Origin of the sequence: Aquisalimonas asiatica, from assembly GCF_900110585.1 — a bacterium.
GTDB lineage: Bacteria > Pseudomonadota > Gammaproteobacteria > Nitrococcales > Aquisalimonadaceae > Aquisalimonas > Aquisalimonas asiatica.
In genome coordinates this window covers 204634-230102 of sequence record NZ_FOEG01000001.1, presented here as the reverse complement: position 1 = coordinate 230102, position 25469 = coordinate 204634, and the positions used below count along the sequence as shown (strand labels likewise).

Annotated in this window: 23 protein-coding genes and 1 riboswitch; of the genes, 8 read left to right on the top strand and 15 right to left on the bottom strand. The window is 66.0% G+C overall.

Annotated features, from left to right (window positions below):
• Nucleotides 1-151 precede the first annotated feature (151 nt).
• The 6 genes from BMZ02_RS01135 to BMZ02_RS01110 are packed head-to-tail and all read left to right on the top strand — an operon-like array spanning nt 152 to nt 5473.
• The gene (locus BMZ02_RS01135) at nt 152-616 is read left to right on the top strand and encodes a Na+/H+ antiporter subunit E (protein WP_245753904.1); all 465 of its coding nucleotides are present in this window, start codon (nt 152-154) and stop codon (nt 614-616) included.
• Nucleotides 609-908: an MrpF/PhaF family protein gene (locus tag BMZ02_RS01130; RefSeq protein ID WP_091639188.1), complete on the top strand. Its 300-nt coding sequence runs from the start codon at nt 609-611 to the stop codon at nt 906-908. Before BMZ02_RS01135 ends, BMZ02_RS01130 begins: the two co-directional genes overlap by 8 nt.
• Nucleotides 905-1204: a monovalent cation/H(+) antiporter subunit G gene (mnhG, locus tag BMZ02_RS01125; protein ID WP_091639186.1), complete on the top strand. Its 300-nt coding sequence runs from the start codon at nt 905-907 to the stop codon at nt 1202-1204. Before BMZ02_RS01130 ends, mnhG begins: the two co-directional genes overlap by 4 nt.
• Complete coding sequence (gene mbhE / locus BMZ02_RS01120) at nt 1204-2142, top strand: hydrogen gas-evolving membrane-bound hydrogenase subunit E (protein ID WP_091639185.1); 939 nt, start codon at nt 1204-1206, stop codon at nt 2140-2142. The genes mnhG and mbhE overlap by 1 nt, the downstream gene beginning before the upstream one ends.
• Nucleotides 2143-2144: 2 nt before the next feature.
• A complete protein-coding gene (locus BMZ02_RS01115; protein WP_091639183.1) occupies nt 2145-2438 on the top strand; it encodes an NADH-quinone oxidoreductase subunit K in 294 nt (97 codons plus the stop codon).
• Complete coding sequence (locus BMZ02_RS01110; protein ID WP_091639182.1) at nt 2435-5473, top strand: proton-conducting transporter transmembrane domain-containing protein; 3039 nt, start codon at nt 2435-2437, stop codon at nt 5471-5473. The genes BMZ02_RS01115 and BMZ02_RS01110 overlap by 4 nt, the downstream gene beginning before the upstream one ends.
• Nucleotides 5474-5497: 24 nt before the next feature.
• On the opposite strand, the gene BMZ02_RS01105 is transcribed toward BMZ02_RS01110, so the two are convergent.
• From BMZ02_RS01105 to BMZ02_RS01080, 6 genes are all read right to left on the bottom strand, one after another.
• On the bottom strand, nt 5498-7495 hold the full coding sequence (locus BMZ02_RS01105) for a methyl-accepting chemotaxis protein (RefSeq protein ID WP_139209107.1): 1998 nt from the start codon (nt 7493-7495) through the stop codon (nt 5498-5500).
• A gap of 135 nt (nt 7496-7630) precedes the next feature.
• Nucleotides 7631-9238, bottom strand: coding sequence for a BCCT family transporter (locus tag BMZ02_RS01100; protein ID WP_091639178.1), 1608 nt, complete (start codon nt 9236-9238; stop codon nt 7631-7633).
• A 144-nt stretch (nt 9239-9382) separates the two neighbouring features.
• On the bottom strand, nt 9383-10306 hold the full coding sequence (locus tag BMZ02_RS01095; protein ID WP_091639176.1) for a hypothetical protein: 924 nt from the start codon (nt 10304-10306) through the stop codon (nt 9383-9385).
• 34 nt (nt 10307-10340) lie between these two features.
• A complete protein-coding gene (locus BMZ02_RS01090; protein ID WP_091639174.1) occupies nt 10341-11318 on the bottom strand; it encodes an NAD(P)H-dependent flavin oxidoreductase in 978 nt (325 codons plus the stop codon).
• 174 nt (nt 11319-11492) lie between these two features.
• A complete protein-coding gene (locus BMZ02_RS01085) occupies nt 11493-12077 on the bottom strand; it encodes a cytochrome c (protein ID WP_091639172.1) in 585 nt (194 codons plus the stop codon).
• Nucleotides 12078-12091: 14 nt separating this feature from the next.
• Nucleotides 12092-13282 carry a porin gene (locus tag BMZ02_RS01080; RefSeq protein WP_091639171.1) on the bottom strand — a complete coding sequence of 397 codons (1191 nt, stop codon included), beginning with the start codon at nt 13280-13282 and terminating at the stop codon, nt 12092-12094.
• 156 nt (nt 13283-13438) lie between these two features.
• A riboswitch (cobalamin riboswitch) is annotated at nt 13439-13691 on the bottom strand.
• A gap of 125 nt (nt 13692-13816) precedes the next feature.
• Between BMZ02_RS01080 and BMZ02_RS01075 the strand changes: the two genes are divergently transcribed.
• Nucleotides 13817-14746: an alpha/beta hydrolase family protein gene (locus tag BMZ02_RS01075; protein WP_091639169.1), complete on the top strand. Its 930-nt coding sequence runs from the start codon at nt 13817-13819 to the stop codon at nt 14744-14746.
• Here the strand turns inward: BMZ02_RS01075 and BMZ02_RS01070 are convergent.
• The 9 genes from BMZ02_RS01070 to BMZ02_RS01030 all read right to left on the bottom strand — a co-directional run bounded on the left by BMZ02_RS01070 (nt 14743) and on the right by BMZ02_RS01030 (nt 23977).
• Nucleotides 14743-16254, bottom strand: coding sequence for an amidase (locus tag BMZ02_RS01070; protein WP_091639167.1), 1512 nt, complete (start codon nt 16252-16254; stop codon nt 14743-14745). The two genes, BMZ02_RS01075 and BMZ02_RS01070, sit on opposite strands and share 4 nt — an antisense overlap.
• Before the next feature lie 44 nt (nt 16255-16298).
• A complete protein-coding gene (locus BMZ02_RS01065) occupies nt 16299-17018 on the bottom strand; it encodes an ABC transporter ATP-binding protein (RefSeq protein ID WP_216110646.1) in 720 nt (239 codons plus the stop codon).
• A complete protein-coding gene (locus BMZ02_RS01060) occupies nt 17008-17727 on the bottom strand; it encodes an ABC transporter ATP-binding protein (protein WP_091639165.1) in 720 nt (239 codons plus the stop codon). Before BMZ02_RS01060 ends, BMZ02_RS01065 begins: the two co-directional genes overlap by 11 nt.
• Entirely contained in the window at nt 17724-18827 is a 1104-nt protein-coding gene (locus tag BMZ02_RS01055; protein ID WP_091639163.1) for an ABC transporter permease subunit, read from the bottom strand. Before BMZ02_RS01055 ends, BMZ02_RS01060 begins: the two co-directional genes overlap by 4 nt.
• Entirely contained in the window at nt 18827-19699 is an 873-nt protein-coding gene (locus BMZ02_RS01050) for an ABC transporter permease subunit (protein ID WP_091639161.1), read from the bottom strand. Before BMZ02_RS01050 ends, BMZ02_RS01055 begins: the two co-directional genes overlap by 1 nt.
• Nucleotides 19700-19800: 101 nt before the next feature.
• Entirely contained in the window at nt 19801-21036 is a 1236-nt protein-coding gene (locus BMZ02_RS01045) for an urea ABC transporter substrate-binding protein (protein ID WP_216110644.1), read from the bottom strand.
• A gap of 34 nt (nt 21037-21070) precedes the next feature.
• On the bottom strand, nt 21071-22084 hold the full coding sequence (locus BMZ02_RS01040) for an acetamidase/formamidase family protein (RefSeq protein ID WP_091639158.1): 1014 nt from the start codon (nt 22082-22084) through the stop codon (nt 21071-21073).
• Nucleotides 22085-22139: 55 nt separating this feature from the next.
• On the bottom strand, nt 22140-22784 hold the full coding sequence (locus BMZ02_RS01035) for an ANTAR domain-containing response regulator (protein ID WP_171909756.1): 645 nt from the start codon (nt 22782-22784) through the stop codon (nt 22140-22142).
• Nucleotides 22785-22792: 8 nt separating this feature from the next.
• A complete protein-coding gene (locus tag BMZ02_RS01030; protein ID WP_171909755.1) occupies nt 22793-23977 on the bottom strand; it encodes a transporter substrate-binding domain-containing protein in 1185 nt (394 codons plus the stop codon).
• Nucleotides 23978-24450: 473 nt separating this feature from the next.
• Between BMZ02_RS01030 and BMZ02_RS01025 the strand changes: the two genes are divergently transcribed.
• Nucleotides 24451-25464: a zinc-dependent alcohol dehydrogenase family protein gene (locus BMZ02_RS01025; RefSeq protein WP_216110642.1), complete on the top strand. Its 1014-nt coding sequence runs from the start codon at nt 24451-24453 to the stop codon at nt 25462-25464.
• Nucleotides 25465-25469: the final 5 nt, after the last annotated feature.

The following is a 25469-nucleotide window of genomic DNA, read 5'->3' as shown; positions in this document are numbered from 1 at the left end:
GGCGTGCCCGGCCTTTCCGGGGTGCGCGGCTTTCGGTATGGTTTCCCCGACACACGGGCCTGATCATCCAGTCAACACGTCGGGGGCGGTCATTCAACGGACACGACTGAACGGCTGGCTCCGGTCCCAGACGCGCGGTTCCGGCCTGGCCATGCGCCTGGCCACCTATGCCCTGATCTGGTTGCTGCTGACCGGGGGCGATACGGGATCCTGGCTCTGGGGCTTGCCGGCCATTGCCGTGGCGGCGCTGTTCAACCCCTTTGAACCGAACCAGCGGTGGCGGCTCGACCCCGCCAGCCTGCTGCGGTTCGTCGGGCTGTTTCTGCAGCTCTCGTTACAGGGCGCCGTGGATACAGCCTGGCGCACGCTCAATCCGCGCCGGCGGCTGACCCCGGCGCTGGTGGACTACGTCTGGCGCCTGCCGCCCAACGGCAGCCGCATCTTCCTTGCGAACATCATCAACCTCATGCCGGGCACGTTGTGCGTGCGCATCACGGACGACGCCATGACCATGCACACCATTGGCGATTCCCAGGCGGCGGTCGACCACGTCAGCCAGCTGGAGGCCGCTATCGCCGGGATGCTGCAGCAACAACAGGTGGATGCCGATGACTGAACTGCTCCTGATCCTCGCGGTTGTCCTGCTGCTCAACACCACGGTGGGCCTCGTGCGCATTCTCAGCGGCCCCCACCCGGCCGACCGCATGCTGGCGGCGGAGATGTTCTCCACCTCCGCGGTGGTGATCACGCTACTGCTCGCCTTCGCCACCGACCGGCCACCCCTGCTGGACGTGGCGCTGGTTTTCGCACTGCTGTCCGCGCTGGCCGTGGTGACCTTCGTGAGCCGCGCCTGGTCGGCCCTGACGCCCACCTCCGACACCGACGACGAGACCGGAGGAGAGCGATGACGGTGGTTGACGTGATCGGGATGGCGCTGGTGCTGGCCGGCGTGCCCTTCTTCCTGTTCGGCACGCTCGGGCTGCTGCGGCTGCCGGACACCTACAGCCGCCTGCACGCACTCGCCAAGGGCGACAACGTGGGCCTCGGGCTGGTATGCCTCGGCCTTGGGCTGCAGTCCGGCAGCGTGCTGATCACCCTGAAGCTGCTGTTGATCTGGGTCCTCATGCTGATCGCGTCGGCCACGGGCGCGGGGCTCATCGCGCGCACGGCGCTGGCACGCGGCCTGAAACCCCGCGGCCTTTGATGGACTGGCTGGCGCACACGTTCGACGGGCTGCTCGGGCTGGCGCTGCTCTGGCTGGCGTGGCAGGCCATGCACGCACCGGGGCTGTTCCGCTCGGTGGTCAGCTACATGGTGTTCGGGCTGGTCATGGCCCTGATCTGGGTGCGCCTGGAAGCGCCGGATATCGCCCTGGCGGAGGCCGCCATCGGCGCTGGCGCCACGGGCGCGCTGCTGCTGTCGGCGCTCGCCCGCCTCAAGGACGGCTCCGGCGGCGGGCAGAGCCACTGGCGCCGCCCCGGCGAGCTGGTGTTCTGGCTGCCGTTCGCCGGAGTGACCCTGCTGGTGCTGGCGGTGACCGCGTGGCAACTCCCGGCCCCGGGGCTAGGCACGGCCGTGGAACAGTCCATGGCGCAGTCCGGCGTGGACAACCCCGTCACCGCCGTGCTGCTGAACTTCCGCTCGTTCGACACCCTGCTGGAGATCGGCGTGCTGCTGGTGGGCGCCGTGGCGATCTGGTCACTGGGGCCGGCGCCCAGCCCCATCGTGCCGAAAATGCCCTCCCCGGCCCTGCCGGCCCTGGGGCGTGCCCTGTTTCCGGTGTTCGTGCTTGCGGCCACCTACCTGCTCTGGCGCGGCAGCCACGCGCCCGGTGGTGCGTTCCAGGCCGGTGCCGTCATGGGCGCCGGGGGCATTCTCATGGTACTGGCGGGCGCGCGGCCCTGGTTGACCGGCGAGGAGCACGGCCCATGGCGCTGGCTGCTCTCCCTCGGCCTGATCGCCATGGTCGCGGTAGCCGTGGTCATGGCCGCCCTGGAGGGCGCTTTCTTCGCCTATCCGCACGCGCTTGCGGCACCGCTGATCCTGGCGCTGGAGATCAGTGCGGCGCTGTCCATCGCGCTGCTCATGTTCGCGGTCTACCTCTGCGGTCGGCCGCCGGACCACTGGCACGGGGAGAGCTGAGCATGTTCTACGCAATCCTCGCGAGTGTGTTGTTCGTCCTGGGGCTGCATGGGCTGTTCGCGTCCACGCACATGCTGCGCAAGCTGCTCTCGCTCAACGTGCTCACCTCTGCGGTATTTCTGCTGCTGGTCACCGTTGCGGCGGTTGCGGAGCCGGTGGACGCGGTGCCGCACGCCATCGTGCTGACCGGCCTGGTGGTCACCGTGAGCACCACCGCCGTGGCGCTGGCCCTGCTGATCCGCCTCTCCCCCGGCGGCTCCGACACCGCACGTGGCCGCCCGGAGGGCGATCAATGACCGCTGCCGACTGGGCCATGGTGGTGCTCGCCTGCCTGCCGCTGGCCGCAGCCGTGGGCGCATTCATCGCGCCGCGCCTTGGTGCGGCACTGGGCGTGTCCAGTGGGCTCGTCATGCTGCTGGCCGCGCTGATGCTCGCCGCCCGGGTGATGTCGGACGGTACCGCACAGCACGAGCTCGCCGGATGGGGCGCGCCGCTCGGCATCGTCTGGGTCGTGGACGGGCTGGCCGCGCTGATGCTGGTGCTTGCCGCCGGCATCGCCACCCTCTGCGCCGCGTTCCGCGCGTTCGAGGGCGGGCAGGCGCCGCTGTTCTGGCCGTTATGGCTGTTCCTGCTGGCAGGGCTCAACGCGCTGTTTCTCTCCGCCGATCTGTTCAACCTGTTCGTGGCGCTGGAAGTCCTGACCCTGGCTGCCGTCGGGCTGATCGCCCTCGCCGGGGAGAACGCCCTGGGCGCTGCCTGGCGCTATCTGCTCGCCATGGTGCTGGGCTCCTCGATCTATCTCATGGGCGTCGCCCTGCTGTACGGGCAGTACGGCGTGCTGGACCTGGCACTCCTGGGCGAGCGCATCGCCGTGGACCCGGTCACGGCGGTGGCGGTGACCTTTGTTACTGTGGGTCTGCTGCTCAAGAGCGCCGTGTTTCCGCTCCACTTCTGGCTGCCCAAGGCCCACGGGCGCGCCCCCACGGTGGTCAGCGCGGCGCTGTCGGCCATCGTGATTGCGGCGTCCTACTATCTGCTGATCCGGCTGTGGTTCGGGCCGCTGTCGGGCTTTCTCGCAACGGGCGCGGCGCCGCTGCTGGGCGCTCTGGGAGCGGGGGCGCTGCTCTGGGGCGGTGCCCAGGCGCTGCTTCAGCGCCGCCTGAAGATGCTGATCGCCTACTCCACCGTGTCGCAGATCGGCTTTGGCATGCTGGTCTTCCCCCTGGCGGCAACCGCCTCCGGCACCCTCGCGTGGAGCGGCGCGGTGCTGCTCATGGTGGCCCACAGCCTCGCCAAGGCCGCCCTGTTTCTCGGTGCGGGCTGCGTGATCAAGGCACGCGGCAGCGACGCCATGAGCGAACTGGGCACACCCCAGCGCGGCCTGCGCACGGCGTGGATCGCCATGGCCATTGCGTGCGCCTCGCTGATCGGCCTGCCCCCGACCGGCGGCTTCACCGGCAAGCTGTGGCTGCTGCAGGCGGCCATCGCCGAGCAGGCGTGGGTCTGGGTGGTGATCATCCTGACCGGCACCCTGCTCACCGCCGCCTACCTGTTCCGCATGATCGACGTGGCGGCCCGCCCCCGGTGTGGGTCCGGGCCCGACGATGCGCGACCTCCGGTATTCCTGGCCTGCGCCGCGCTCGGACTCGCCGTCGGCGCGGTGCTCGCCGGCATCGCCTGGCCGGCGGTGCAGGTATCGCCGGGTGCGATCACGGCCACGGTGACCGGCCACGCCTCGACGCTGGCCCTCCTTGGGTTCGCGCTTGCCGCGCCCTGGCTGTGCATGCTGGCGGTGCCGCGCCAACGGGCGCTGGGCTGGGTGCTGCCGCTGGCGCCGGTGCCCGCCCTGCTGAGCGCGATGTTCACCCCCGAGGCCGTACACCTGGGTAGCGTCGGCGTGGACGCCGTCACCCGGCTGTTCCTGATCGTGGCGGCGACACTGTGGAGCGTCGCGGGCTGGTTCGCCGTGCAGTCGGGCGACAGGCCGGGCCGCCACCCGGTGTTCGCGCTGGCATGGCTGGCTGCGCTTGCCGGCAACCTGACGCTGATCCATGCGCAGGATCTGCTGACCTTCTACGTGGGCATGGCGCTGATGACGTTCGCCTCCTACGGCCTGATCATCCACTCCCGGCAACAAGCGGCGCGCGCCGCGGGCCGCGTCTACGTGGCCATGATGATGCTGGGCGAGGTGGCCATGATGCTGGCCATCGCCATGCTCATGGCACACAGCGCCCCCGGAACCCCGCCCGGCTTCGCGGCGCCCGTGGCCACCGCGCCACTGGCCGTGGCACTGCTGGCGTTCGGCTTTGCGATGAAGCTTGGCGTGTTCGGGGTGCACGCGTGGCTGCCTCTGGCGCACCCGGTGGCGCCCGTTGCGGCCAGCGCGGTGCTCAGCGGGGTCATGATCAAGGCGGGGGCGCTTGGCTGGTGGCGCATCAGCGAGCCCGCCGCGGGGCAGTTTCCAGAGCCGGGGGTGCTGCTGGTGGTGCTCGGGCTGCTTACGGCGCTCTATGGCGCGGCGCGGGGCGTGATGGCACTGGCCGCGAAGACGGTCCTGGCCTGGTCCAGCGTCAGCCAGATGGGGCTGATGGTGATCATGGCGGGCGTTGCACTGACCCATACCGACGCCGCGCCAGCCGCATACACCGCCATGGCCGCGCTGGTCATGCATCATGGGTTGAACAAGGGCGCCCTGTTCCTGGGGGCCGGACTGCTCGACGCCGACAGCGGACCGCAGCAACGGCTGGTATGGAGGGCGCTGTGGCTACCGGCGCTGGCGCTCGCCGGTGCGCCCCTGACCAGTGGCGCGCTCAGCAAGGCGGCACTGGATGGCGCCGCGGACCTCAGCCCCCTTGCAGGCTGGCTGTCCCCGGCACTTTACCTTGCGGCCGTCGCCACCACCCTGCTGATGATGCGGTTCCTCTGGTGCACACGGGCCACGCAGCCCGGGCACGACAAGCCCATGGCACGGGCGCCGCTGCTGCTGTGGCTGACACTGGTTGTCGCGGCCACGCTCCTGCCCTGGACATGGTTCCGCGGGGAGGACGCCTTCCACGAGGCGTGGACGCTCTCCGCGCTCACCGGTGCGGCATGGCCGGTGCTGCTGGGGCTCGGCATCGCCGCCCTGGCGCTCCGGGGCGGCGGACCGCCACAACTCCGCTCGCCACTCCCGGCCCTGACGGCGCGGCTGAACCTCACGGCCTGGACGGCCCCCACCGTGCTCGGCATCTCGAACCTCGAGCGCGGCATGCAGCTCTGGTCGGTCGTCGGCCGGCTGATCTTCGTGGTCACGGGGCTGTTCCTGGCCGTGCTGCTGACCCCCCTGCTCTGACCGCACACGCCGCGCCGGTGAGGATCAGATACGGAACTGCCCCACCAGGCGGTTGAGCCGTTCGGACAGCCGCGCCAGCTCTTCGCTGGCCTGCGCCGTCTGGCCGGCACCCTGAGCGGATTCATCGGAGACGCTGCGAATGCTCTCGATGTTGCGCGAGATATCGTTACTCACCGCCGTCTGCTCTTCCGCCGCGCTGGCAATCTGCGCGTTCATGTCGTTGATGACCTGCACCTGCTCCTCGATGCGGCGCAGGGCGGCGTCGGCCTCGGCCGCGCGGTCGACGGTCTGGCTGCCCTTCTCGGCACTCTGCTCCATCACCGTCACGGCGCTGCGGGTGCCCTGCTGAAGCGTCTCGATGAGCTCGCGAATGCGGCCTGTCGACTCCTGGGTCTTCTCCGCGAGGGCCCGCACTTCGCCGGCCACCACCGCAAACCCGCGGCCCTCGTGTCCGGCCCGCGCAGCTTCGATGGCGGCGTTCAGCGCAAGCAGGTTGGTCTGTTCGGCAACACCGGTGATCACGTCGATCACCTGGGTGATGGACTCGGCATCCTGATCCAGCCGGTTCACCGTCTGTTGTCCGTCCTGGACCGCCTGGACCAGACCGTTGATGGCGTCCACGGTCACGTTCACCACCTTGCGGCCATCGCTGGCGGACTCACTGGCCTCGCCCGCCGCGGTGGACGCATCAGAGGCGTTGCTGGCGATCTCCTGCACCGTGGCGACCATTTCGTTCATGGCCGTGGCGACCTGGTCGGTCTCGGACTTCTGCCGGGTCACGCCCTGCTGCGTCTGCGACGTGATCGCCGAGAGCTCTTCGGCCGCGCTGGCGAGCTGGTTGGTCTCCTGATTGATGGTGCTCAACACCTTCTGCAGGGTCTCGATGAAGCGATTGACGTTACCGCCGAGCTGCCCGACTTCGTCGCGGGTGGAGATGTCCACACGACGGGTCAGGTCGCCGTTGCCGGCGTCCATATCGGTCACGAACCGGTTCACGAACGCGTCCAGGCGCAGCAGTGGCCTGACGTAGCCGCGTGTCACCACCCATCCGACGCCAACCCCCACGATCAGCCCCAGCAGGAAAATGCCCGAGACCAGCACGATGTTGCGCTGGCTGACGTCGTAGACGTCCGTGGACATCACGGAGAGATCGTCGAACACCGTGTCCACCATCTCCACCGTGGCCGCGGTGAGCCCGTCACCGGCCGGGATCAGCGCATTCTCGGAGTGCTCCTCGGCAGCGCCCAGGTACTGGTAGAGCGACTCCGTGGCCTCACCGTACTGCGCCCATCGGGCCGTGGCCTCGTCCAGCGTCTCCTGCTGCTGCTCCGGCAGCCCGGAGCCGTCGATCGCGGCAAGCTGCTCCGCAGCCGCCTCGTAGTGCTGTGCGGCCCGGCCGGCATCGGCCCGCTCGTAATGCTGGGTGAACAGGATCATGGCGGAGTTGGTCTGCAGGACCTCCACCAGCGCGCTCTCCACCTGCGCTTCGGCGTCGGCAAGGCCCTGCTCGTTGAGGAACTCCTCCAGAGCGCGCAGATCCGACACCATCGCCGCGGACAGCTGCGGCAGCGTCTCGTCACGGAGCTCGCGATACGCGAGCACCGGGGGCATGACCCGCTCTTCCAGGATCTCGTGGTATTCCGCGTGGGCCGCACGGAGTTCGGCGACACGGTCTGCGGCGTCTCCGACGGCGACACGCTCGGCGTTGTCCAGCAGCGCCTCGGCCGCCTCCCGCGCCGCCTCGTAGTCCTCGACGTACTCGTCGCCACGGTTCATGACCATGCCGTCCACGGCGCGCCGCTCCTGCATGATTCGCTCCAGGGCGTCGGCAGCAACTTCGCCGGTGGGCACGAGCTGGTTGGCAACGCGGTCCATCTGATCGGACAAACCGAACAGCCCCCGCACAACGATCACGCCGACCAGCAGCATGACAACGGACAGGACAATGATGGGCGTGAACGCCTTGGCGGTCACACCAAGGCGAAGACCGGAGACTCCGGCATCGGATCGGGACCGGCTCATGGGACCCTCCGTGGTTGACTGTGATTGACGCGCGGAGGATCGCATTGCCGCGTCGCAGCATCCCGGACACACTTCACGTTTCTGTGGTGAAGATGTCAGGTTTGTGGCAACGGCGTCAGAAAGCCGGGGGCAACGCTACATGTCGTCCAGACGCGGCGGCGCCCCCACGTCGGGTCGCCCGACGTTCTCCGCCCGCAACCCCTTGAACAGCGCGAAGACCATCGCGAACACCATGACGAAGATCGGCAGGCCGATCACCGTGATGACCTGCTGCAGCGCCTCAAGCCCCGCTTCCCCGGCGAGCACGATCAGCATGGCGGCCACGGCCCCTTCGGCCACGCCCCAGAAGACCCGCTGGCGCACCGGGCCCGACTGCGCATCGCCGGTGCAGAGCATGTCGACCACCAGAGAGGCGGAGTCCGACGAGGTGGCGAAGAAGATCGCCACGATGACCACGGCCAGCCCCTGGACGAACTGCACGGCCGGGAAGTGCTCGAAGAAGGCGAACATCGCCAGGGGCACGCTCTGGTTCACGGCGTCGGTCATGCGGCCGGCCTCATCACCAAGGGCTGCACGCGCGGTGGCACCGATGCCGTCGATCTCCATGGCCGACCAGCCGAAGATGGCAAACCACGCCAGCGTGAACAGCGAGGGTGCGAACAGCACGCCCAGCACGAACTCGCGGATGGTCCGCCCTTTCGAGATCTTGGCGACGAAGATCCCGATGAAGGGCGCCCAGGTGACCGTCCAGGCCCAGTAGAACACCGTCCAGCTCCCCTGCCAGCCCCAGCCGTCCTCGCTGGTGTACTGCGCCAGGGTGTCGTTCCAGAACGCCATGGGCACGATGTTCGAGACATACAGCCCGAGGGTTTCGATGATCCCGCGCAGCAGGAACAGGGTGGAGCCGGTAACCAGGACGAAGACCATCAGCCCGGTGGCCATGCCGATGTTGATGTTCGACAGCAGCTTCACGCCCCGATCGAGCCCGGCCACGATGGACAGCACCGCGACGGTGGTCAGCACGGTAATGATCACCACCTTGGAGGCGACATTATCCGGCACCCCCAGAAGCTCGGTGAGCCCGGCGTTGATCTGGCTGGTGCCGAGCCCGATGGAGACGGCAACGCCGAACAGCGTGCCGAGGATCGCGAAGACGTCGATGGTCTTGCCGATGGGGCCGCGTACCTTCTCCCCCAGCAGCGGATAGAACACCGAGCTCACCCGCAGGGGCAGCTTGTGCCGGTGGATGAAGTAGGCGAATGCCAGCCCGGGCAGCGCGAAGATCGTCCAGGTGTGCAGCCCCAGGTGGTACAGCGAGAATCCCATGGCCTCCTGGGCCGCCTGCACGGAGTGCGGTTCGGTCCCGGCCCGCGGCGGATCGGAGAAATGGAACACCGGCTCGGCCACGCCCCAGAACATCAGCACCGTGCCGATGCCGCCCGCAAACAGCATCGTGAACCACGAGACGTTGGAGTACTCCGGCCGGTCGTCCTCCGCCCCCAGCCGCACATCACCGAAGCGCGAGAGCGCCACCCAGAGGAGGAAGAACAGCCAGGCATTCACCCCGAAGATGAAGAACCAGCCGAGATTGGTAACGATCCATTCCCGCCCGGTGGCGAAGGCATCCCGGATCGGCCCGGGCGCCACCACGAGCGCGACAACGAAGAGAAACGTCAACCCCGCCGAGACGATGAAGATGGTCGGGTCGGTACGAAAGCCGAGACGTCGGACCAGCTGCTCCATGGGAACCTCGCTCTGTTGGGTGCACACGCGGTGCCCCTTTCGGGGTTCCTTTAATTGAAGCAGCCGACGGTGAAGAAAGGAACAACGGGAATGCGCAAGGCGTCTACGCCGGGGTGACGGCCTGCCACCCCGGTGCCGGTGCGTTCAGCCCGCGGTCCGCTCCGCGTCATAGTGCGGGTAGGAGTGTTTCAGCGTGGCGTGGTTGAGCAGCATCTCCGCCTTGAGAGTCTGACCGCTGGCGTCGAAGATGCGGGTGCGCACCCAGTAGGATTCGGTGCGCTTGCTCTCGGAGAGCGCGACGATCTCGCGGCGCAGGAGGTAGTCCTCACCCACGAACAGCGGCCCGTCGACCATGCGGATCTCCTGATCGGCGAACAGCCCGATCACCGGATGCTTCACCGGGAACGCGGCCTTCGGGCTGCTGTACTCCGCCAGCACGCTCACCATTTCCAGGGGAATGACGGGCCGCCCCCAGGGCGAGGCGGACCCGTCGGCGTACCACGGCGACCCCTCGGTGATCTTCTCCAGCTTCTGGTTGAGCGTGAACGGGTAGAGGTTGCCCATGTGCTGATCCGGATCCATGCGCACGGGCTCGTCCTCCGCGCCGGTCATGCCCACGTGGAGGTCCGAGAGGATGACGAGTTGCTCCGGCGGGCGCAGCCGTTCCATGCGCTGCTCCAGCAGTGTCGGGCCGTGATCCGGCCCGATGGAGGCGCTGGCTTCCAGCACCGGCGTGCCGTCTTCCTTCTCGGCCCACGCCCGGGCGCGGGTCGCGCCCTGTTCCGGTAGCTCCACGAACGCCCGCACGGACTCCCCTTCCACCACCATGTTCTGGAAGTGGGACGAGAAGCAGCCCCGTTCGAACCAGGCGTTGCCCCAGAGGTGTGTCAGCAGCGGCACGAACTGGCTGAAATGGGTCGGCCCCTCGATGGGGCCGGCCCGGAAGCCGAGCTCCTCGGCCTTGCTGTCGTCGTGGATAGAGCTGTGCCCGCTGTACTCCTGATCGGCGAGCATCTGTTGGGGCTGCCGCAGCGGCCCGCACAGCGAAAGGGGCGTCTCGAAGGGCATTGGGCTCTCCTGTTCCCTGCGGTGGTGAACGCTCTCAGCTATCCAGCATGCCGGCCAGACGCTGACGGATCAGGTCTTCGGACTCGGCCATGGTGCGGTCAATGAGCTCTTTCACCGTGGGGATGTCATGGATCAGCCCGGCCACCATGCCGCAAGACCACGCACCGGCTTCCATCTCGCCCTCTTTCATGATGCGCGGGTAGACGCCGGCGACTTCATCAATGATGTCCTCGAACTTGAGATCGGCGCCCAGGCGTTTCTCCTTCTCCAACAGCCGCTCCACGGCGTCATTGGTGAGCACCCGCTCGGTGTTGCGCAGCGGCCGCATGACCAGGCGCGTGTCCAGCTCAGTCGCGGCCAGGATGGCCTGTTTCACGTTCTCATGCACCGGCGCTTCCTTGGTGGCGATGAAGCGCGTGCCCATGTTCATGCCCTCGGCACCCATGGCCAGTGCCGCCGTCAGCGACCGGCCGTTGGCCATGCCGCCGGAGGCCACGAACGGGATGGTGAGCTCCTCGGCGGCACGGGGCAGCAGGATGAAGTTCGGCACGTCGTCTTCGCCCGGATGACCACCGCACTCGAAGCCGTCGACGCTGGCTGCGTCGCAGCCGATGGACTCCGCCTTCAGCGCATGGCGCACCGACGTGCACTTGTGGATCACCTTGACCCCGGCCTCGTGCAGCGGCGGCAGCACCTGCTGCGGGTTGTTGCCCGCCGTCTCCACCACTTTGACGCCACCATCGATGATGGCCTTGATGTAACCGGGATAATCCGGCGTGTTGACGGACGGCAGGAACGTCACGTTCACACCGAAGGGCTTGTCCGTCATCTCGCGGCAGCGGCGGATCTCTTCCGCCAGGGCTTCGGGGCTGGGCTGGGTCAGCGCCGTGATGATGCCCAGGCCGCCCGCATTGGACACCGCCGCGGCGAGCTCCGCATAGCCGACGTGATGCATGCCGCCCTGGATGATCGGGTGCTGAATGCCAAACAGTTCGGTGATCTTTGTTTTCATAAGTCCTCTAATGCGGTTTTCCGGCACGAGCCCACGGGCTGCCGGCACTGAGTGGTGCGACCGGAGCGTCGCGCGCGTCGCTGCGCGCAACGGGAGATGGTAGCAGCCTAGGCGCCGGACATCGCCACGACAAATGCATGGTTTCTATTCAATGGCATTCACGTCATGCATGATTCAGCGTCGGCGAAAGGTGTCGTGGCAGGCAAGACACTGGTGCCGCACGCCGTTCAGCACTTCCGTGGCACGGGGCTCCCAGTCATCGTCCGCCTCGGCCGGGGACTGGGGGATTGCCCGCTGCAGATCCCGCGTCCGTGCGGCGAAGTTGTTCATGTGCTCCTGGAAGTGTTCCTGCTCCTCCCAGATGCGCGCCAGGGCGCCGGGCTCGTCCTCCCCGGTGGGCGTCTCCCGGTCGAACAGCGCGGGGATGTCCTGACCGTGGCGCTCGAGGCCCTCGGCCAGCCTGGCGATGGTCTCCGGATCCACGGGGGCGTCATAGCGCAGCGCCATCTCCAGGGAGCGGTAATAGCCCGAGAGCAGCTGCATGCGGTGGCGGCGGTGACCGACGTAGGCGGCATCGGCATCCACGGCGTCCGGGTCCTCCATGGCCTCGCTGTAATCCCCCCAGGGGCCCGGCATGCGGAGTTCCACCTCCTCAGGATCACTCCCGGAGTGACCGTCGGCCAGCAGCGCCGGCGTGGCGACACACAGAATCAATACGGCGACCTGCTGGACGAGCGGTGTACGTCGTGCTGTTGTCATGTCTGCTCCTCCTGTCAGAAACGCAGCTGGTGCTGGACGTGGGCCTGCCAGTCCGACGGCTGATCACCGCCGCGTGTACGGACCGCGAACACCTGCGTCTTCCAGGCATGGCCGTCGTGGAAAGCCGTCCAGCCGGCGGACCATTCCCGCTGGCCACCACGCTCCGACGCATCCGGCCGGTCGTCGTTGACGTCCCGGCGGAGCACTGACCGGCGCAACGCAACCTCCTGATCCACGACCGGCAGCGCCACGGCCAGCTCGGCCTCCCAGCCCTGGTCGTCGTAGCCGCTTCCCTCATCCGGGCTGACGCGGCGCTGGAACGCGGCGGCCGTGCCGGTGACCGGGCCGAGGCTGGCGGCCACGTCGACGGTGCCCGTGGCCCAGTCGGCCGGCACGTCGTCGTTGTCGCCCAGCGTCCAGTCACGCAGGTGATTGTCGGCGGCAGCCATGCCGCCCACCCCGAAGGACAGCGCCGCGGGCTGACGGGTATTGCCCAGGGTGGAGGTATGCGACGGCACCGCACCCACCGGCGCATACGCGGCCCGGGCGGTCACGAGACCGCCGTCCGTGGACGGCCGGTCACCACGGCTGTCCAGGCGACCACGACCGTCAAAGACGTTGATGCTGGCCTCCCAGCGCCCATCCCCGACGCCACCCAGCAGCCCGAGCCCGGTGTCCCGCCCCTGGGGAATCTGGAAGTTGTTGGCCGCCACGCCGATCTCGGTGAACGTGCGATTGGGCCCGCCAACGGACCGAGACAGAGCAAACGGCGCGGTGTACTGCCCCATGCGCAGCCCCCAGCTGTCACCGAGGGCGTACTGCAGCCACAGGTCGCGCACGGAGGCGCTGCCGCCGACATCCGTCTGCATACGGAACGTGAGGCCGTAGCCGGGGAGTTCGCCGCGGATATCCAGCCACGCGCGGCGCAGCGTGGCCTCCGCGCGATGATCACCGTCGTCGCGCCGGTCGTACTCCAGGCGCGGCTGCAGCAGCCCGCCGAAACTCAGACTGCCGGCGTCGCCGTCACTGCCCAGCGGGATCTCCCCCGCGCCGGCCGTGGTGACGCCGCACGCCAGCACGGCGGACGCAACGGCACCGCTCACCATGGCGGCCGGCCGTGTGCGGCGTGGCAGTTCACTGCTGGAAAACCCGGTCGTGGCCGGCCATCCGGCACACGCCGGACGTGGATTCTTCTCGCGCATCATGGCCCTCACTGGCTCTTTTGGAATCAATGTTGTTGTGCGCACAGGGAGACCCAGGCATGGCCGGGCAGCACGCAGGCAAGTGGTCGGGCAATGCAATTCCAGGCGCGGGAGGCAGGCCGGAACGACCTCACCCAAACCGCCCAACTCCCGTGGCGCGTTCGGTACACATCCGAGGCCGGTCTCCGGGCTTGCGGTGGCAGAACCTGCCAGCACATCCACGCCCTTCCCGGGCCCGTGAAGCCCAGTGGGTGGCGCCTGCCGGGAGCAAGCGCCGGGTGGACGGCATGAAACCGCTTACCGTTGCGGGAGCAGCGCCGGACTTGTCGCGCCTGTGTGGCGACGCACCGGCTTCCCGATTATCCCCGGCCACCGGGCTGGCGGCCGAAGCACCTCAGAGGCCATAGACGCTATCGAAGCGGGGTCAGGAGGTCAAACCGGTCAGAGAGAAAAGTTTTCTTTCCCATGCTATTGCGAGAGCGCAGCCGCCGGCCTATAGTCCGGTCGAGGAACGGCAGCAAGCGAATGGATCGAGTCATGGACCAGCCCCTCTTCCACGTCAGCGATGAAACGCAGGATGCGGACAACGTCACCGCAATCACCCTCGGCACGCCCCGGGGCCACACTGTTGCACTGCGGGTGTTCGAGGCGCAGGCACCGCGCGCGGTGGTGATCGTTGCCGGGGCCATGGGTGTGGGGCAGCGCGCCTACGAGCGCTTTGCACGCTTTCTCAGCGAGCACGGCCTGACCGCCATTACCTTCGATTACTACGGCATCGGCGCTTCCCTGACCGGCCCGCTACGCAACTGTGATGCACAGGTCACGGACTGGGCCACGGAAGACTGCGAAGCGGTGCTACAGTTTGCCCTCGCCCGCTATCCCGACACTCCGCTGACGTGGATCGGTCACAGCGTGGGCGGTCAGCTCCTGGGCATGATCCCCAGCGTCAATCGCCTCAGCCAGGCCGTCACCGTCGCCTGCGGCAGCGGCTACTGGCGCTGGAACGCCACCCCGACCCGCCGCCGCGTACTGGCACTGTGGTACGGCATCGCGCCGGTCTCGCTCGCCACCGTCGGCTATTTCCCGGGCAACCGACTGGGCATTGTCGGCGACCTGCCCGGCGGCGTGATGCGCCAGTGGCGCCGCTGGTGCCTGCACCCCGATTACGCCGTGGGCGTGGAAGGTCCGGCGGTGCGGGACCAGTTCGCCAGCGTGCGCGTGCCGATCACGGCGGTCACGTTCACGGACGACGAAATGATGTCGCGCAAGGGCATCCAGGCCATGCACGCCTTTTTCCGCAATGCACCGGTGCGGATGGTCGCGATCCGGCCGTCGGACATCGGCGAGAAGAAGGTGGGCCACCTGGGCTGGTTCCGCGAACGCTACCGTGACTCGATCTGGGCCGGGCAACTGCTGCCGCTGTTGGACCCGGCCATCGAGGCACTCCAGGAAGCCAGAGGGGCCTAGCCCACCGTAACCTGGTACGCGTGGGCCGCCTTGAGTACCGTGGCTTCATCCCAGCGTCTGCCGACCAGCTGCATACCGACAGGCAACCCCTCCGAGAAGCCCACCGGCACGCTCATGGCGGGATGTCCGCTGACATCGAACGGAGCCGTGTTATGGAGGTTCCCCAGCGCGCCAGCCAGCGTGCTGGCGAGGCTCTTGTCGGCAGGACGGCGCACGGCTTTCATGGCGGTGGTGGGCATCACCAGCAAGTCGAACTGCTGCAGTGCCTGATCGTACTGCGCACCCAGCCGTCGGCCGATGTTCTGCGCTTTGCCGTAGTAGTGGCGGTTGTAGTGCTCCGACATGTAATGCCCGGCCAGCACGGTGACCTTGACCGTATCGCTGTAATCGTGCCCACGGGCCCGGCGGGCGCGGCCATAGAAATCCATGAGATCCGTACTGTAATGGCCGCGCGCGTTCGTGCCGTAGCCATCGCCGGCCACCATCAGTTCGGTCGCACCTTCGAATGCGATGGCGCTCCACAGCGCGAGCCCGTCGGAGTGCAGCGGCACAGAGACCTCGGAGGCCTTGGCACCGGCTTTCTCCAACACACCGATCGCTTCACGCACGGCGGCATCGACATCTGCCTCGCTGACTCCAGGAATGCCGAAGCCTTCGTTCAGCACGCCGATCCGCAGCCCGGACAGGTCTTCGCTCAGGGCTTCCGTGTAACGGGCGGTGCGAACATCGTACTGGCGCGGGTCAAGGCCGTCGGTTCCGGCAAGCACCTCGAGTGTGAGTGCGCAGTCCTCGGCTGTTTTCGCCATCGGACCACAGTGGTCCACTGTCCTCTCGATCGGGAAAATCCCGGTATAGGGGACCAGCCCGTACGTGCCCTTGATGCCGTAGCACCCGCTCCAGGACGACGGCAGACGGATCGACCCGCCCTGGTCGCCGCCCAGCGCGATATCCACCTGGTCATTGACCACCACGACAGCGCTACCGTTGGACGACGATCCGGCCAGGCGCCCGTGGTCGTGGGGGTTGACGGGCTGGGGCTCCGGGTACCCGGTGCAGCCACCACCATCGAAACAGAACGCCGGCACGGCCGTCTTGCCGATAATGTGCGCTCCGGCGTCCAGCAGCCGCGTCACCACGGTGGCATCCTCGCGCGGGACATAGCCCTCCATGACCGACGATCCATTGAGCATGGGAACGCCGGCCAACGCGATGTTGTCCTTCAGTGCGACCGTACGCCCGGCCAGTGGGCCATCCGACGCGCCCGGAATCGAGCATTTCCAGCTCCAGCCGTTGCCGGGATTGTCATCGCCAAGCGGTCGGTATCCCACGTCCGCACGGGGGTATTTGACCGGCAGATACTCGTCCGCCAGCTCGTCGATCCGGTCATAGATCCCCATGGAGTCAGCGACAGCTGATTCAAACTCGGTGAGTTCGCCGGGAGTCAGATCGAAACCGTAGTAATCGGAAATCGCTTGAAGGGCATCGCTGCCCGGGCGTTTGACACTCATGACGTTACTCCTTGTTCGAAAGAGAGAGAAAAATGGTGCGTTCGTTACACGGCAAGCGCCCGGCGCATGGCGTCACGATCCCGCAGCTGCTCCGGTTCCAGTTCACTCACAATCTGACCCTTGTCCATGACATAGCACCGCTGCGCCATGGTCATGATCATCTCCAGATTCTGTTCCACCAATAGAACAGTCGTCCCCAACTCCCTGTTGAGCTTCAGGATGTTGCGGGCGATGTCTTTGACGATATTGGGTTGAATGCCTTCGGACGGTTCATCCAGCAGCATCAGCCGCGGCTTGGCCACCATGGCACGCCCGATGGCGAGCTGTTGCTGCTGCCCGCCACTGAACGTTCCCGCCCGCTGATTGCTCCGTTCACGCAGAATCGGAAAGAATTCGTAGACGCGCTCATAATCCACTTCTTCCCCGGGCTGCTTGAGCATTTCGCCGACCTTGAGGTTTTCCCACACGGTCATTCTCAGGAACACCTCCCGCCCCTGGGGAATATAGCCAATGCCGCGGCGCGCCCGCTGGTGGGTATCCAGGGGGCCCAGATCCTCACCGTTCAAACGCAACGTCCCCTCGCGATGTTTCACCAGACCCATCAACGTTTTCATCAACGTGGTCTTGCCGACCCCATTGCGTCCGATGACGGCCACGATCTCGCCCTGACCGACGCGGAATCCAACGTCCTGGAGAACCGAGGTATTGCCGTACCCGGCCGTCAGGTGCTCCACGCTCAACAAGCTGTCGGCTTCAGTCGTCATCAAAGGCCCCCAGATAGATGCGTGCCACCTCGTCGTTGGACTCGATCTCGCCGATCGTCCCTTCCGCGAAAATCACCCCGAAATTCAGCACGGTGACCTTCTGCGCGATCTGGCGCACGAACTCCATGTCGTGCTCTACGGCGAGAACCGACATCCCCTCACGGTTCAGGCGATGCACCATTTCCCCGGTCTTGTGGGTCTCTTCGGGCGTCATGCCGGCGGTCGGCTCGTCCAGAAGCAGTAGACGGGGCCTGGTGCTGATCGCCATACCGATTTCAAGCCACTGCTGTTCGCCGTGGGACAGCGTGCCCGCGAGCTCCCGCGACTTCTGCGCAAGCCCCACGAACTCCAGGGCGGCCTCGATATCCTTCGCCATGGAATCACGGTGGAGATGGTGCTGGACGGCAATCTGCATGTTCTGCCAGACGGACAACTCCCGGAAAATGCCGGGCACCTGAAACTTCACGGAAATCCCTTTGCGGACCCGTTCGAACGAACGCAGGGCGGTAATCCGCTCATCGGCAAAGAAGATGTCGCCAGAGCTGGGTTGATGCTCGCCAAGCACCAGCTTGAAGAACGTGCTCTTGCCGGCACCGTTCGGTCCGATGAGGCACCGGATTTCACCCGGCTCCATGGAGAAATTCACATCCTCCGCCACCTGGACGCCGTCGAAGTTCTTGCACATGGCTTCCGTTCGCAGGATGGTCATGACACCCTCCCCTTGCCGGCCCGATCGCGATAGTTGTCAACCAGCTGCACCAACCCCGGAATCAAGCCCTGGGGCAGGAAGAGCACGACGATAACCAGCAGAATCCCCATCAGGATCAGCGCGTAGTAGCTGCCGAAGATGGTCAGGTTCTGGAACACGGCCAGGACTGCCAGCGTGCCGATGAGAGTGGCGGTGAGGTCCTTGCGCCCGCCCACGGCGACCCACACGATCGGCAATGCCGCAGCGGCGAGCCCCATGCTCGACGGGCTGATGTACTGGCCCCAGGCGGTGTAGAGGGCCCCCGACAACCCCGCCAGCCCGCTACCGATGATGAACGCGATCAACTGGTAGCGCCGGATGTCGTAGCCAAGCATTTCCGCCCGGTGGGGGTTCTCCCGGATCGCCACGAGCACGTTGCCAAAGCGGGAGTTCACGAGGATCCGCAGTGCCAGATAGCAGACGATCACCATCACCAGGAGCAGGTAATAGAGCCCCACGCCCGAATAGAGCATGATGTCCATGCCCGGCCAGGGAATGGTCAGCGGCGGCATTCCGGTCATGCCGTTGTGGCCACCCAGGCGCGCATCGCCAATGGCCCACTGCGAACCTGCCGTTTGCGCCATGAACGCATGCAGCACCAGCGTCGTGGACAGCGTGACGATGCCGAGAAAGACGCCGCTGATGCGCCCGTAGAAGATGACGTAACCAAGCACGGCCGCGGCGATGCAGGACGCGCCCACAGCCATGAACAGGGCACCGAACGTCATGCCGTACTCGGCGCCGAAGTTCAGGGTCACCACGCCGTAGCCATAGCCCGCGATGCCGAAGAATGCGGTCTGCCCGAAGCTGAGCGCACCGCTGTACCCCCAGATCAAAGACAGCCCCAGCGCCATGAAGACCCAGCAGAGGAAGTAGGCGGTATTACCGGTGGTCCAGCCGTCCACGAACGCGGGGAAAAGTGCGGCACACAGCACCGTGGCAAAAAACCCGCCCCAGAAGATCCGCCCCCGCCCCAGGGTCTGGGGGCCATTCAACAGCGTCACCCAGTAAGGGACCCGCCACGCCGAAGGCCGCGGCAGGCTCTGATTCGGTGTATTCATTATGTCCGCCCCTTGAGCAGCCATCCGGAGAGCCCCTGTGGCAGGAACCGGATGACAATGATGACCGTGACAAGCAGACCCACCTGGCCGATCAACTGCCCGTACCAGGCCGTCAGCGCGGCCTTGATCACAGCCAGAATCGCCGCAGCCGGAGCCGTACCGAGGAAGACGTCCGCGCCGCCCACCACCACGGTGACGAAACTCTCGACCAGGAAATTCGCGCCCATGGTCGGCACGATGGACATGGTGGGCGCATACAACGCCCCGGCCAGCCCTGCCAGTGCGGCGCCGAGCCCGAATGTCAGCGAGTTCATGCGCCCGGTGTCCACACCTGTTGCCTTCGCCATGTGCGGCGCCTGGATGGTGGCACGCGAGTGAATGCCGAAGGTGGTGTGGTGAAAAATGACGTACAGCCCCGCCAGAACCAGCAGCGCAACGCCCAGCAGCACCATGCGGTAGGTGGAGTAGGTGTAGTCACCCACGGCGAACCCGCCGAGCGGCGTGCTGATGCCCGGCATGCTCGAGCCCAGCACCACGAGGGTGCCCTGGGTGATGATCAGGCTGATGCCCCAGGTCGCGACAATGGAATCCAGCGGTCGGTGGTAGAGCCGGTGGATGATGGTGCGCTCCAGCACGATGCCGAGCACCCCGGCGGCGAGGCTGCCGCACAGCATCGCCAGGGGCAGCGGCAGGCCCATGGCCGAGGTCACGACGGTGACGTAGGCGCCGCACATGATGAACTCGCCGTGGGCGAGGTTGATGATGCCCATCATGCCGAAAATCACGGCCAACCCCGCCGCCGCCAGAACGAGGAACGCGAACGCGTCACCGAACTGGTAGAACGCGGAGAACGCGATGTGCAGGTACTCCATGATCAAGCTCCTGAGCCGCAGCGCGGCCAGCACGTCTCAAGTAACGCGGCGATGGAATGCGGGCAGGGAGCTCAAGGCCACCCTGCCCGTTGCGACGGCGCTTACCGACTGGGGTTGTCGGAAGGCGTGTACTGAGCGCTGGGATCGTTCTCCGTGAGATCACAGCCCACCTCACCCAGCCAGTAGGGCTCGATGTTGTCCCAGGTCTGCGGGAAGGAGATGGCGTGCTCCTCGTCCACCTTCGCCAGGAAGATGTTGTGGGACATGTGCTGGCTCCTCGGATCCAGGCAGACGGTACCCGACGGCCCGTCGAAACAGACGTCCCCCTCGGCAATGATGGCCCTGAGGTCCTCTTTATCGGTGGAGCCGTCCGCCCGCTCGACCATCTGCTTGTACAGATGGAGCGCAATGTAGGAGTTGGCCGCCTCCTGGTTCACGTAGGGAGCATCCGGGAACATCTCGTAGAAGTTCTCGACGAACTCGTTGGCCTCGGGCGTATCCACCTCTTCGATGAAGTTGGTGGTCACGTACATGTCCTTGAGGCTGGGCGGGGAGAAGCGCTTGTGCTCATAGCCCTGCCCCACGTTCACGGACGACGCCATGGGCAGCCCGAGCCCGGCCGATGCCGCCTGCTCGTAGTAGGACGCCTGTGCCGAACCGACCAGAAGAGTGACGACGAAATCCGCATCTTCACTCTGAATGTTGCGGATGTTCTGCGAGAACTGGGACACGCCCAGGGGGATGAAATCCTCCCCCACCATCTGGCCACCCTCTTCCTCCACGATCATCCGTACCCACTCGGCGGAGATCTGACCGAAGTTGTAGTCCGCCGCGAGGGTGTACACGTTCGGCCCGTACTCTTCCATCATCCACGGAATGAGGGTCGAGAACTGCTGCTCCGGCACCGCGCCGGTGACGATCATGTTGGCGTCACACACGCCGCCTTCGTACTGGTTGTTATAGAAGGCCAGCCCGTCGAACTGATTGACGATGGGGCGATAGGCCTCCCGCGAGGACGAGGCGAAACCGGCGAAGACCGTGTCGACCTGGTCACGCTGCAGCACACGACGCATGAACTCCTGGTAACGCCGATCATCGGACTGGGTGTCGTAGGTCACCAGCTCGATCTCGCGGCCGGCAATGCCGCCGTTCTCGTTGATCTCGGCAGCAGCCATTTCGATGGCATACACCTTGACCTGCGTGACCGCGGCGAAATCCCCGGACTGATCCTCGAGAACACCGATGCGAATGGGGTCGTCAGCGGATACGGCCGTTGTCGCGCCGCCTGCGATCAGGGACGCCAGAACCAACGATTTTGTCGTCATATGTTGTGTCATTACATAACTCCTGGGTTGCCCTTCACCGGATTCATCAACGCTCAATAATCTTCTTGATTGCCCCGGCACCAACGGTGTATTTGGGGTCCACGAAATTGCCGAGCCGCACTTTCCCGCACTGACTCAGCATCATGTACGCATCCCACTGGTCGTAGTCGTAATCGGAAACCATCCAGCGGATCAGCTCCCGATAGGCAATCCGTGTTGCATCCTCCAGTGGGCGGGCACTACCGATGGCCATGATCATTTCTTCGTTCTCGAAACGCGGCCAGTCGATCGGCCACTGCTTGATCAGGTCCACCCGGATCGTCGTAATACTCGGATACTCCACCGCCGTTCCGCAGACCTCGCCGTCCCCCTGCGACGCATGGGCATCGCCGATGAACAGCCGAGCTCCGGGCGCACGGATGGGCAGGTAGGTGACGCTGCCCGGCCCCATGTCCGGCAGATCCATGTTGCCGCCGTGCTGGTCCGGCGTGAGCGAGTTAATGGAATCGATCTCCGGGGAGACGCTGAGCGTGCCGATGTGGGGCCGGTATTTGAGGACGTTGCGCTCGCTCCAGTAAATGTTGTTCTCGTCCAGCGGAATACGGCGTACTTTCTCCGGCAGCGGGTCATTCAGCATCGCCGTGTATTCAGTCCCTGTTAGCGCGCCGAATTCCGGAATCATGCAACAGGTTCCCGTGGGGTTTTCGCCGCGGGTTGTCATGGATTCGATGTAGACGGCGAGCACATCACCTTTTTCCGCGCCCCTGACAATGATCGGCCCGTTCTGTGGGTTGAGAAACGGCATGCGGAGAAGTTGTGACGGTGAATCACTTTCACTCTTGATCAGGCCATCGAAGGCATCCCGCGTTTCCACCACCACCCGGTCGCCTGGATCGATCTCCAGAACACTGTCTGAGTAGGGCCCGATCGTGTAGTGAAACTTGCCCTGCACGTCTTCGGTGAGATGGTGCGTTTTTCCAACTTTACCGCCAGCGATACCACGACGGTGCATCAAGGATTCGTCGACCCACTGGGTCGTGTCTTCTACAACGCTGCTCATCGGAATGCTCCTGGTTCTTATTGCAAGGCAGGCCGGGAACCGCGCGAACCGGTTCTCACGCGTTCCCTTGACGATCCTGTGTTGACCCCGGGGGGCGGCTGGCGAGCTGGATGTCCGCAACCAGGGCCGAGGTGGCGATCTCGCCGGAAACGATCATCGCGGCAAGGTCTTCCATTGAGAGCCGGCGTCGCATACTGATGTCCTGCATCAGGCGGAACGCGTCATTGACGGTGACGTGGAACTGCTCTGTCAGGTGAATCGCCGCCGAGCACACCACCTGGCGGGCCCGCACCTGCTGTTCCAGTCGCGCAACGCGCTTCTCCCTGGCGCGGCGCTGGTCATAGGCGTGATAGGCGATGATCATGCTCGCGAGAATCCCGGCCCGACGCAGCGGCTTGGTGAGGTAGCCACACACACACCGCTGAATGACCCAACTGACGGAACTGGGCGTATCGGACCCGATCAGCGCGATGGACGGCCCCTCCACGGCATCGATGACCTCCTCGATACCGTTCAGCTGACGGCCTGCCTCTGCATCGAAAAAGACGAGATTGAGGGGCGTGTCGGCCACCCGCTCCCAGCGGCCGTCAAAATAGGACGACGTCACGCCCAGGCGAGACAGTTGCTGCACGAGAACAGCCCGGTCCTGCCCTTCAGCGCAGGCGATAAGCGCATGATCACCGCGGAAATTACGTCGCATGCTGTTGTTCATCGCACAACCCTCAAGCCGGCACCACTTTTCGCGATGACGGGTTCTGGTTGAATACGCCCGGTGCCCGCGGCGTCCGCCCAGATCAGGTAGGGATCCGGCCGCACTGGTGCATTCGCCTCGAAGACGATGCGGAAACTGGCGTCGGCCCGGGAGAGGCCAAGCCTCGGGGTCAGGTAACTGTGGTTATTCTCGGGGTCGATCCAGACAAGCCCTTGAGGGGCCTCGAACGATGTCTCGGGGAGCGCATCCTTGACTTGCTCGATCTCCGCCGAACCGGCTACTGAAACGGCGCGCGCAAGCAGGTGTACGGCGTTATAGGAGGCTTCCGCATCAGCGCTTGGCAACGCATCCGTGCCGTAACGACTGCGGTAACTGGTAACGAACTCCCTATTGGCCCCGGTATCGACAGTGGAGAAGTAAACGCTCGACGAGAGATGGTTTGCGCACGCCGCCGGCCCGATGCGGGCCAGCTCCGGCTCACACAGCGTGCAGCTGCCGATCACCGCCTCCGCCAGGTCCGGATTCTCGGCCCGCGCCTTGGCAAAGGCGCGGTAGAACGCGTAACTGGATTCCCCGATCAGCATGTTCATGATGAACGCGGGGCGTTTCTCGTGGATGTCCTCGATGATGTGGGCAACATCCAGGTCATCCACCTGCAGGTACCGCTCGGCGAGTATGCGCCCGCCCGCCGCATTGATGAGTTCCCGGATGATGCGGCCGTTCTCCCAGGCCCAGACGTAGTTGGAGCCGACGAAGTAGATCTCCTTCGTGACGTTCGCGAGGACGTACTCCATCAGCGGAAGGACGTGGTGGTTCTGCACAGCGCCCGTGTAGACCACGTTGCTGTTGGTCTCGAACCCTTCGTAGTGCGACGGGTACCAGAGCAGGCCGTCGTACTTCTCCACCGCCGGGATGATCTCCTTACGGCTCGAAGACGTGTAACAGCCCACGATGTGTTTCACCCCCTCATTACGGAGAAGGCCGCGCGCATACTCGCTGTAAGCCTGGGTATCGCCGCCCGGATTCCGCTCGTGGGGCACCAGCTCGAACGGAAAGACGGGGTCCGCGTTGACCTGCTCCAGTGCAAGCATGGCGCCGTCTCGCATGGCGCGCCCGACGGTGCCGTAGGGGCCCTCCGTGGAGAACAGAATGCCAACGGGTATCCGCTTACTGGTATTCATGGTCTTAGGAATCTCCAAACAAAAAAGGGCTCCCGTCGCCACCTTTCGGTAACGAGGGGAGCCCTTTTGCCCCATGACCGTCCAGCACGGTGCTGGCGAGTCGAGATGTGATGCTGACGCGAGGCTCACGATCAGGAGCCGCGTGCTGTTTTTTCAGGCTTATCGAATCGGCCGCTTTTGTCAACTCCCACGACAGCGGGGCCGGACCGGCCCAACGACGCCTGTTCCCGTGAGGCTTAGCAACACCCGTGCCACATCAGAGACTCCCGAAGAAACAAGCGATTACGCTTGCCCGGGAAGAGCCAGGCCGCACCATCCTGGACCGATGACGGGTCAGAACGCCCTACAACGGGGCATCACCACCGACAGATCCATGTGCCATCGGGCTCCTGGCAGGGCTGGCAATCCACGGGCCGTCACCGGGTGAATCTCTGCTAGTCTGAAAACGCAGTGCTGACCTGTGGACAGGGTTCATGACGCGCCATCAGACCATGCAGGCCATGCGCCTTCACTCGCCGGGAGACCCGCTCCGTCAGGAGCGCGTGCCGGTGCCTGAGCCCGGACCGGGCCAGGTGCAGCTGCGCGTCCTCGCCTGTGGCGTCTGCCGCACGGATCTTCACGTGGTCGATGGAGAACTGCCCGAACCACGCCTGCCCGTCATCCCGGGCCACGAGATCGTCGGCGAAGTGATCGACACGGGCGCCGGAGTCTCTGCCTTCCGCCCCGGCGACCAGGTCGGCGTACCCTGGCTGGGGTGGACCTGCGGCGAGTGCGAGGCCTGTACAGCCGGCCGGGAGAACCTCTGTGGCAACGCGCGATTCACCGGCTATACCCTGGACGGCGGTTACGCCGGGTACACGGTGGCCGATGCCCGCTACTGTTTCCCGGTTTCCGGCTACACACCCGCCGATGCCGCTCCACTGTTGTGCGCCGGCCTCATCGGCTACCGCTCCTGGCGTATGGCCGGGGGCGCGGAGCCGCGACGCCTGGGTCTCTACGGCTTTGGGGCTGCGGCACACATCCTTGCGCAACTGGCGGTGTCGCGCGGCCAGCAGGTCTACGCATTCACCCGCCCCGGGGACGGTCAGGCACAGACGTTCGCCCGCCGACTCGGCGCAAGCTGGGCTGGCAGCGCCGATGAGGACCCGCCGGAGGCGCTGGATGCGGCCATCATCTTCGCACCCGTTGGCAGCCTGGTGCCACGCGCTCTTGAGCATGTCCGCCCGGGTGGCCGGGTCGTGAGTGGCGGCATTCACATGTCGGACATCCCGTCGTTCCCGTACCGGCTGCTCTGGGAGGAGCGCAGCATCCACTCGGTGGCCAACCTCACCCGCCAGGACGGCACCGAGTTCCTGGCGCTGGCGCCGGAGGTCCCCATCCGCACCGAGATCACCACGTACCCGCTGGAACGCGCGAACGAGGCCCTGGCCGACCTCCGCGAGGGCCGCCTGACGGGAGCCGCCGTACTGGTTCCGCCCGCCGCGTAAACGCC

Coding starts and splice junctions, on each gene's coding strand:
- BMZ02_RS01135 (WP_245753904.1), top strand. CDS start 152: ATGCGCCTGGCCACCTATGCCCTGATCTGGTTGCTGCTGACCGGGGGC.
- BMZ02_RS01130 (WP_091639188.1), top strand. CDS start 609: ATGACTGAACTGCTCCTGATCCTCGCGGTTGTCCTGCTGCTCAACACC.
- mnhG (WP_091639186.1), top strand. CDS start 905: ATGACGGTGGTTGACGTGATCGGGATGGCGCTGGTGCTGGCCGGCGTG.
- mbhE (WP_091639185.1), top strand. CDS start 1,204: ATGGACTGGCTGGCGCACACGTTCGACGGGCTGCTCGGGCTGGCGCTG.
- BMZ02_RS01115 (WP_091639183.1), top strand. CDS start 2,145: ATGTTCTACGCAATCCTCGCGAGTGTGTTGTTCGTCCTGGGGCTGCAT.
- BMZ02_RS01110 (WP_091639182.1), top strand. CDS start 2,435: ATGACCGCTGCCGACTGGGCCATGGTGGTGCTCGCCTGCCTGCCGCTG.
- BMZ02_RS01105 (WP_139209107.1), bottom strand. CDS start 7,495: ATGAGCCGGTCCCGATCCGATGCCGGAGTCTCCGGTCTTCGCCTTGGT.
- BMZ02_RS01100 (WP_091639178.1), bottom strand. CDS start 9,238: ATGGAGCAGCTGGTCCGACGTCTCGGCTTTCGTACCGACCCGACCATC.
- BMZ02_RS01095 (WP_091639176.1), bottom strand. CDS start 10,306: ATGCCCTTCGAGACGCCCCTTTCGCTGTGCGGGCCGCTGCGGCAGCCC.
- BMZ02_RS01090 (WP_091639174.1), bottom strand. CDS start 11,318: ATGAAAACAAAGATCACCGAACTGTTTGGCATTCAGCACCCGATCATC.
- BMZ02_RS01085 (WP_091639172.1), bottom strand. CDS start 12,077: ATGACAACAGCACGACGTACACCGCTCGTCCAGCAGGTCGCCGTATTG.
- BMZ02_RS01080 (WP_091639171.1), bottom strand. CDS start 13,282: ATGATGCGCGAGAAGAATCCACGTCCGGCGTGTGCCGGATGGCCGGCC.
- BMZ02_RS01075 (WP_091639169.1), top strand. CDS start 13,817: ATGGACCAGCCCCTCTTCCACGTCAGCGATGAAACGCAGGATGCGGAC.
- BMZ02_RS01070 (WP_091639167.1), bottom strand. CDS start 16,254: ATGAGTGTCAAACGCCCGGGCAGCGATGCCCTTCAAGCGATTTCCGAT.
- BMZ02_RS01065 (WP_216110646.1), bottom strand. CDS start 17,018: ATGACGACTGAAGCCGACAGCTTGTTGAGCGTGGAGCACCTGACGGCC.
- BMZ02_RS01060 (WP_091639165.1), bottom strand. CDS start 17,727: ATGACCATCCTGCGAACGGAAGCCATGTGCAAGAACTTCGACGGCGTC.
- BMZ02_RS01055 (WP_091639163.1), bottom strand. CDS start 18,827: ATGAATACACCGAATCAGAGCCTGCCGCGGCCTTCGGCGTGGCGGGTC.
- BMZ02_RS01050 (WP_091639161.1), bottom strand. CDS start 19,699: ATGGAGTACCTGCACATCGCGTTCTCCGCGTTCTACCAGTTCGGTGAC.
- BMZ02_RS01045 (WP_216110644.1), bottom strand. CDS start 21,036: ATGACACAACATATGACGACAAAATCGTTGGTTCTGGCGTCCCTGATC.
- BMZ02_RS01040 (WP_091639158.1), bottom strand. CDS start 22,084: ATGAGCAGCGTTGTAGAAGACACGACCCAGTGGGTCGACGAATCCTTG.
- BMZ02_RS01035 (WP_171909756.1), bottom strand. CDS start 22,784: ATGCGACGTAATTTCCGCGGTGATCATGCGCTTATCGCCTGCGCTGAA.
- BMZ02_RS01030 (WP_171909755.1), bottom strand. CDS start 23,977: ATGAATACCAGTAAGCGGATACCCGTTGGCATTCTGTTCTCCACGGAG.
- BMZ02_RS01025 (WP_216110642.1), top strand. CDS start 24,451: ATGACGCGCCATCAGACCATGCAGGCCATGCGCCTTCACTCGCCGGGA.